Source organism: Oceanobacillus limi (assembly GCF_900111445.1).
GTDB lineage: Bacteria > Bacillota > Bacilli > Bacillales > Amphibacillaceae > Ornithinibacillus > Ornithinibacillus limi.
Genome location: NZ_FOHE01000027.1, coordinates 25,207 through 33,061, shown reverse-complemented (window position 1 = coordinate 33,061; position 7,855 = coordinate 25,207). Strand labels below are relative to the sequence as shown.

The window sequence follows — 7,855 nt, the reverse complement described above, 5'->3', positions numbered from 1 at the left end:
CATCTTCGCTGTTCCCGCAGGAGTCTCCATGTATTTCCTCCGCTGATATTTTTTGATTATTATTCAATCAATAATCATAGTTTTGTATATTCTCGCAAAATAAGAACCACTTCAACAGCGGAGACAGAATGCGTAGACTCCTGCGGGAACAGCACGAGTCCGGAAGATCCCGGAAGAAGCGGTTTTTGCTTCTGAGGAAGCTGAGGCCGTGCCCGCGGAAAGCGAAGCGTTCTGCCGTAGCGGTTATCTAACAATATTTCCATTAGGTGAAACCAAAAGTTACGTCGCATAATATACGTTATACGTAACAAATGTTCAGAGATCTATGGAAAATCTCCGTTAAAGGTTATACCTTATAACTAACAGCTACGCCATCACCAATTGGTAGAATTGTCGTCGTATAATCAGGATGATTCATTAACCATGCATTATATGATCTAATTTTTTCTACCATCTTTTTATAACGAGGGTGATCAAAGTTAGGTTCAGCAACATACCCTCTAAATAATACATTATCCGTAATAATAATGCCGTTATCCTGTAGTAGAGGGCTCGACAGCTCAAAAAAGCGTTGATATTGACCTTTTGCAGCATCAATAAATATGCAGTTAAACTTTTCCCCTTGATTTAACAATTTCTCTAGTTCCTCTAGTGCATCCCCATGGATTACCTGTATATTAGTATGCTTATTTCGTTTATTAATATTTTCAATTGCTTGATTATATCTATTGTCATCTTTTTCAATCGTTACAATTTCACCTTCAGGATTTGCCTCTAGCATCCTTAAGGCAGAATAACCTATTGCAGTACCAATTTCCAAAATACGGTTAGGCTTATGTAAACGAATGAGTTGTAAAAGAAACTCAATCCCAATCGTATCCATAATCGGTACACGGTCTGCTTCAGCTTGTTTTTTCAGATCTTTAATCCACTCTTTATCTTCAGGAACTAAATCCAATAAGTATTTGGTTATATTTTCATCCATTCCAAAACCTCTTTTTGATTTTATTCGCAAACATCATTGTGTCAAAAAAACGGGAAATGTGAAATAGTTTTCACACTTCCAGTTCTTTAATCCATATACTTTTGTCTATTCTCATTATGCTCATCATTGGTCTCAGCATAATGTATATTTCCTTCTCCATCATGTAAAAAGTATTTGTAATCCGTTTCTTCCGGATATATCGAAGACTCTAATGCACTTTCGGAAAAATTGGAGATTGGTCCGATTGGTAGGGCATCAACATAATACGTATTATAAGGTGATTCAACCTCCGTATCAGCATATAACACGGTATCCTTATGCATTCCAATTGCATATAAGACGGTTGGGTCTGTCTGTAAACGCATGCCCTCATCTAAACGGTTATAGAAGATGCCTGCTATGATTTTCCGTTGCTCCTCGGTAACAGCTTCTTTTTCAACAATCGAAGCCATTGTAAGTGCCTCATGAATGGAGAGCTCTTTTTCTGTAATACCGTCAATGTACTTGTATACGACTTCTCTTGTTTTATCAAGCATATTTGTAATAATAACCTCTAGCGGTGGATCTTCTTCATAAAAATCATAAGTAGCAGCAAATAAATAACCTTCTAAAGGCGATAATATCTCTTCATCTAAAATATCTTCAGATAATATGGAAGGATATTCTTCCATTAATTGCTTTATATACTCTGAGTCATTAACTTTCTCCAAAAATAGATCTTCTGAAATTGGCAATGTCTCACCATAGATCTCAGCAATTTCTGCTATGGTTAATCCTTCTGGAATAGTAATCCGATAAACGGGCTCTTTGATAATTCTTCCACTTTTTAAGGATTCGATAATTTGATTGAATGTCATAGATTTGGTAAATGTATATTCACCAGCTTGAAAACCCGATTCATTTTTGAACTTTATGTAGAATCTAAAAATACGAGAATCCTTAATTAGATCATTTTCCTCCAAAATCTCAGCAATTGTTGAAGTGGATGAACCCAATGGGATTTCAATATCTACCCCTTGCTCATTATTCGGATCGACAGGTTGCAAAGCTGATTTAATATAGTTATAACCTGAAATTCCACCTACTACTAAAATTAATATTAATGAAATCACTATAATTGCGACGATCTTTCTTACCGTTCGAGCTTCTTCGCCACGTTTAAGCAAATTTTCTTTATATTTATCTTTATTATTTCGCTTGGACATGAAACATCCCCCTCTCATCCGGTATATTATACTAAAAAAAAATAATATACGCTAGACTTAGATAATGTGAATTTTCAACACTGGGGTATCTTCCTTTAAACACAGGGTGTTAGATAAACTAAACGGATATTTATGATTCGCTATTTATTTACCAAAACTTCGACAACTTTTTTGAGCTGGGTTTTGCGCGTCCCATGTGGATTTACTCCATAAAATTAGCTGGTGTTCTAAGACACCAGCTAATTTTAGTATTTGTTATAAAAGCTAATTTAATTCTTCCTCATCTGCTAAAGTATTTAGCATTTCTTCTACCATTTCCCACTCATCGTCTGATTCGATTGGGAAAAGTGATAAATCATTATCTTCTTTTTCCTTTTCTTCATAACGAAACGCATATACTTCTACTTCTTCATCATCCTTTTGCTCCACAGGTACAACCGCGATATAGGATTGATTTGTTGCATCTACATCAAATGTAAATAAAACCTCAAATAAATGTTCTTCACCATTCTCATCTGGAATAATAATCCGTTCTTTCTCTTCTAACGGCATAGAAACTCTCCTTTATATTTTTTGATCAAGGTAACCTTGTAATATCATTACTGCTGCCATCTTATCAATGACTTTCTTTCGTTTTTTCCTACTCATATCCGCTTCGAGTAATACGCGTTCAGCAGCCATTGTTGTTAATCGTTCATCCCATAAAACGGTTGGAATTTGATGAACTTCTTCAACATGTTTTGCAAATGTTTTCGAAGCCTCACCGCGTTCTCCAATAGTACCGTTCATATTTTTTGGTAACCCAATAATAGCTTTCCCAACATTATATTCATATATAATGTTTTTTAATTGCTCATCAGCAGATTCAATTTCATTTTCGTCCCATTTAATTGTTGTTACTCCTTGGGCAGTCCAGCCTAATTCATCACTAACAGCAACACCAATTGTTTTGGAACCAACATCTAAACCCATTATTTTCATTTACTTGTCCTTTTTTTGTTGCTCTAAGTAGTATTTAACCAGTTCTTCGATTACTTCATCACGTTCAATTTTACGAATAAGATTCCTTGCATCTTTATATCTTGGGATATAAGCAGGATCCCCAGATAATAGATAACCAACAATTTGATTAATTGGATTATAACCTTTTTCCTGGAGTGCTTCATGTACTGTCATTAGAATCTCTTTAATATCTTGATCAAATGGTTCTTCTGAAAAATTAAATTTCATTGTTTTATCAATCGAACTCATCGTGACACCTCATTCCATTTATTACCCTTCTACGATTAGTTTAACATGTTTAGCAGGTTTAACCTATTTATTTCTATTATATCGAGATAGGATGCTTAGTTTTTTATGTTTTCTGTCACGTATTCTTTTGCATAATCAAGTGCTTCATTTATTTTAGCTGGATCCTTTCCTCCTGCTTGTGCCATATCTGGGCGACCACCGCCACCGCCACCACAAACCTGAGCAGCTTGCTTTATAAGATTACCCGCATGTAATCCACGGTCTATTAATTCTTTAGAAACACCCGCAGCCAGCTGTACTTTCCCATTATTTTCAGCTGCTAATAAAATTATTCCGGCCCCTATTTTTTGCTTTAATTCATCAACCATATTTCGCAATTGATTCATATCTTTCACATTAACTTTTTGTGCGAGTACTTGAACATCGTTGACCTTTTCTACTTGATCAAGGATATTGGATGCTTCAACATTAGATAACTTCGCATGTAATGATTCATTTTCTTTTTGAAGCGTTCGAATATCTTGGAATAAACCCTCAATACGTTCCGGTAGCGTTTCATCATTTGTTTTCACGAGTTGAGCAGCCTGTTGTAATAGATTCATTTTATTTGATAAATAGTTATACGCTTCTTTACTCGTTACTGCTTCAATTCTTCTTGTACCAGCACCAATACCACCCTCTGATACGATTTTGAATAGTCCAATCTCAGAGGTGTTGCGCACATGACAACCTCCACATAATTCAATGCTGTAATCACCAATTTGAACGACGCGAACAACATCGCCATACTTTTCACCAAACAGAGCCATCGCACCCATTTCTTTCGCTTCTGCCAGTTTTTTCAAATTAATATCTAATGTAAGCTCACTCCATATTTTCTCATTCACGATTTGTTCAATTTGATGTAATTCCTCTGTTGATAATCCACTGAAATGAGAGAAGTCAAATCGTAATCGATCTGGTGTTACTAAAGATCCAGCTTGATTCACATGGTCACCAAGTGTATCTTTTAACGCTTGATGCAATAAATGTGTCGCCGTGTGGTTTTTAATAACAGCTGTACGGAACTGACGATCTACTATTGCTTTAATAGTATCACCAACACGGAGTTCACCGTCTTTCACACGAACCTTGTGTATGTGATCGCCTTTTGGAGATTTTTGAACATCTTCAATATAAGCGGATGCATCATCTGTATAAATCCAGCCATTATCAGCAACCTGCCCACCACTTTCTGCATAGAAAGGGGTTTGTTCTAAGATTACAAAGATTTCTTCATCTTTTCGTGCTAATTCTATTACTTCTTTCCCGCGAATCATTGCATTAATCTTTGTCGATACATCTAATGTTTCATAACCAACAAATTCACTTTTCACATCGACTTCACTTAAAATGTCATCCTGAACCTGCATGGAATCTACTTTTTGTCGAGCATTTCTTGCACGCTCTCTTTGTTTCTCCATTTCCTGATTAAAAGCAACTTCATCAATATGGAATCCTTGTTGTTCAACATATTCTTCTGTTAATTCTTTAGGAAATCCATACGTATCATACAAACGGAAGACTTCTTTCCCTGGAAAAACAGTACTTCCTTTTTCCTTTTCGCGTTCCATAATAGACGTCAGAATATTTAGACCATCATTTAATGTTTCATGAAATCGTTCTTCTTCCACTTTAATAACGTTTTGAATAAAATCATGTTGTTTTAATACTTCTGGATAGAAATCCTTCATAATTTCCCCAACTGTTTGAACAAGCTCATACATGAATGGCTTATCGATTCCAAGCTCTTTTGCAAATCGTACAGCGCGACGTAGTAGCCTTCTTAAAACATATCCCCGACCTTCATTTGAAGGAAGCGCACCATCACTAATTGCAAAGCTAACGGTACGTATATGATCTGCTATTACTTTATAAGCTGTATCACTTTCTTTACGCGTCCCATAAGGAGTCGTAGTCAATTTCTCTGTCTTTTTTATAATTGGCATGAATAGATCTGTCTCAAAGTTAGTTGGTACATCTTGAATTACGGATACCATGCGCTCAAGTCCCATACCTGTATCAATGTTTTTCTTTGGAAGTGGCGTGTACGTATCATCTGGATTATGGTTATATTGTGAAAAAACAAGATTCCATATTTCTAAATAGCGATCATTTTCCCCACCGGGATATAATTCTGGGTCGTCGGGGTTATTCCCATATTTTTCACCTCGATCATAGAAAATCTCGGTATTCGGGCCACTCGGTCCTTCACCAATATCCCAGAAGTTTTCCTCAAGTCGAATAATTCTTTCCTTTGGAACCTTAATGTCGTTTAGCCAAATATCATATGCTTCATCATCTTCTGGGTGAACGGTTACTGATAATAGCTCTGGATCAAACCCAATCCATTTATCACTTGTTAGAAATTCCCAAGCCCATTCAATCGATTCTTTCTTAAAATAGTCACCAATTGAAAAATTACCTAGCATTTCAAAGAAAGTATGGTGACGTGCCGTATATCCAACATTTTCAATATCGTTTGTTCGAATGGACTTCTGCGCATTAACAATTCGTGGATTATCAGGAATGACACGACCATCAAAGTATTTTTTCAGGGTTGCAACTCCACTGTTAATCCAAAGTAAGGTTGGATCATCTTTTGGAACAAGTGAAGCACTTGGCTCAATCCGATGCCCCTTCTCTTGGAAGAAGTCTAAAAACATTTGCCTAACTTGTGCTGAAGTTAATTGTTTCATTATATTTCCCTCCGATATATATTTTTCGCCAATAAAAAAATCTCCTCTCTGCTTGATTGCAGGGACGAGATCTATCGCGGTACCACCCTATTTATGACTAATCAAATAGACTAGCCATCACTTAAACATGATAACGGTTTGAAACCGACGGGGATTAGCCGCACTCCAGTATAGCTTTCCATGGCTCTTATTTAGGATTTTTTTCAGCCTCGAAAATCCCTCTCTGAAAACCGAGTTCCATGTACTCATTACCTTCAATATATTGACATATAACGTTATGCGATATTATAGAAAACTTTTACCAAAAAGTCAACGATCACGTCGAATGGTAAAGATATGTTTTACAATTACCTTTGAGATAGTTAATAATGGGACAGCGACAATCATCCCTACTACTCCACCTATTTTTCCCCCCAACAGTAATGCAAAAATGATAGCAACTGGATGGATTGCGACACTTTTTCCCACTATATAAGGTTGTAATAAATTACTTTCAATTAGCTGGATAATAAAAATTGAAATTACAACAAATAAAACTAGCTGTCCTGACATTGTCAAAGCAATTCCTACGGCAGGAACTGCTCCAATAATAGGACCAAAATATGGAATTAAATTAGTCAATCCCATGATAATCGCTAATAACAATGTATATTTTAATCCAAAGAATTGAAAGATGATATACGATGTCAAACTTACAAATAAGCTGACAAGTAACTGACCGCGGATGTAATTCCCTAGATTTTCATCAATTGCATGTACGAGCTTACTTGTTTGTTCCTGATATTTCTTAGGAATAAACGTTTTTGAATAACTTCTTATTTTCTCATAATCCTTTAAAAAATAGAAAACTAGTACAGGAATTACGGTGATAATAATAATCATATCAAATATTTTTGAAATACCACCAAGTAAATTAACGATCAGATCTTCAATATATGCTTCGATACTAGCAATAAACTCATCCATTCGATCATGAACTGTCTCTGGAAGAAACGAAGTTGATTCATAAAGCTGATAGATTAACCCTTGATACATTTCAATTAATTGTGGTAGATAGTCATTTAAGTCTCGTAATTGATGAATCACTGCGGGGTACACGCGATAGATAGCATAACCGACACCACCAAAAAACAGACAATAAATGAACAAGACTGCAATGCTTTTTGGTATATTATATTGATGGATTTTCTTTACAATTGGGTACAGTAAATAAGCAATCAAACAAGAAATAAGAAACGGTGTAAATAGTTGTAATAAAAATGCAAAAAATGCACGATAAAAAGGAAATAATTTTACTAACAAATAGATAAATAAAAATACAAAAATTCCTGTTATAACCCAGTAAAGGAAGTTTAATTGTCTTTTATGTAAAAACATTGTTGTTCACTCCTTAGTATAAAAATAGAATTACCTTCACACTAAGGATTACCACTTCAACTTCCTCTCATCCTCCGTAAATAAATCGTTCAACGAGCTTAACGAGCCGTCCGCTTCAACTTGATGTACGGTTAATTCATCCCCAGTAACCGACATCTCAATAAAACAATTCCAACAATAAAATTGCTGAGAGCCAATTTTCCCTATATCCTTTCCATTACAGTTTGGGCATTGCATAAACATAAAATCTCCCCTATTAGTGCTAAGATATTATGTTATGCTAACCGGAAAGTGATGAA

8 protein-coding genes and 1 other annotated feature are annotated in these 7,855 nt (G+C 35.5%); all 8 genes read right to left on the bottom strand.

Annotated elements, in window-relative coordinates; genetic code table 11:
- Window positions 1-346: 346 nt before the first annotated feature.
- Window positions 347-985: an O-methyltransferase gene (locus BMX40_RS18450; RefSeq protein ID WP_090872732.1), complete on the bottom strand. Its 639-nt coding sequence runs from the start codon at window positions 983-985 to the stop codon at window positions 347-349.
- An 86-nt stretch (window positions 986-1,071) separates the two neighbouring features.
- Entirely contained in the window at window positions 1,072-2,190 is a 1,119-nt protein-coding gene (gene mltG / locus BMX40_RS18445) for an endolytic transglycosylase MltG (RefSeq protein WP_090872730.1), read from the bottom strand.
- Window positions 2,191-2,454: 264 nt separating this feature from the next.
- A complete protein-coding gene (locus BMX40_RS18440; RefSeq protein WP_090872728.1) occupies window positions 2,455-2,742 on the bottom strand; it encodes a DUF1292 domain-containing protein in 288 nt (95 codons plus the stop codon).
- A gap of 12 nt (window positions 2,743-2,754) precedes the next feature.
- Window positions 2,755-3,171 carry a Holliday junction resolvase RuvX gene (gene ruvX, locus BMX40_RS18435; RefSeq protein ID WP_090872726.1) on the bottom strand — a complete coding sequence of 139 codons (417 nt, stop codon included), beginning with the start codon at window positions 3,169-3,171 and terminating at the stop codon, window positions 2,755-2,757.
- On the bottom strand, window positions 3,172-3,441 hold the full coding sequence (locus BMX40_RS18430; RefSeq protein ID WP_090872724.1) for an IreB family regulatory phosphoprotein: 270 nt from the start codon (window positions 3,439-3,441) through the stop codon (window positions 3,172-3,174).
- A gap of 95 nt (window positions 3,442-3,536) precedes the next feature.
- Window positions 3,537-6,179, bottom strand: a complete 2,643-nt coding sequence (gene alaS, locus BMX40_RS18425) for an alanine--tRNA ligase (protein ID WP_090872722.1) — start codon at window positions 6,177-6,179, stop codon at window positions 3,537-3,539.
- 57 nt (window positions 6,180-6,236) lie between these two features.
- Window positions 6,237-6,446: a binding site (T-box leader), on the bottom strand.
- Between the two features lie 42 nt (window positions 6,447-6,488).
- A complete protein-coding gene (locus tag BMX40_RS18420) occupies window positions 6,489-7,556 on the bottom strand; it encodes an AI-2E family transporter (protein WP_090872720.1) in 1,068 nt (355 codons plus the stop codon).
- A gap of 48 nt (window positions 7,557-7,604) precedes the next feature.
- The gene (locus BMX40_RS18415) at window positions 7,605-7,793 is read right to left on the bottom strand and encodes a hypothetical protein (protein ID WP_090872733.1); all 189 of its coding nucleotides are present in this window, start codon (window positions 7,791-7,793) and stop codon (window positions 7,605-7,607) included.
- Window positions 7,794-7,855 lie beyond the last annotated feature (62 nt).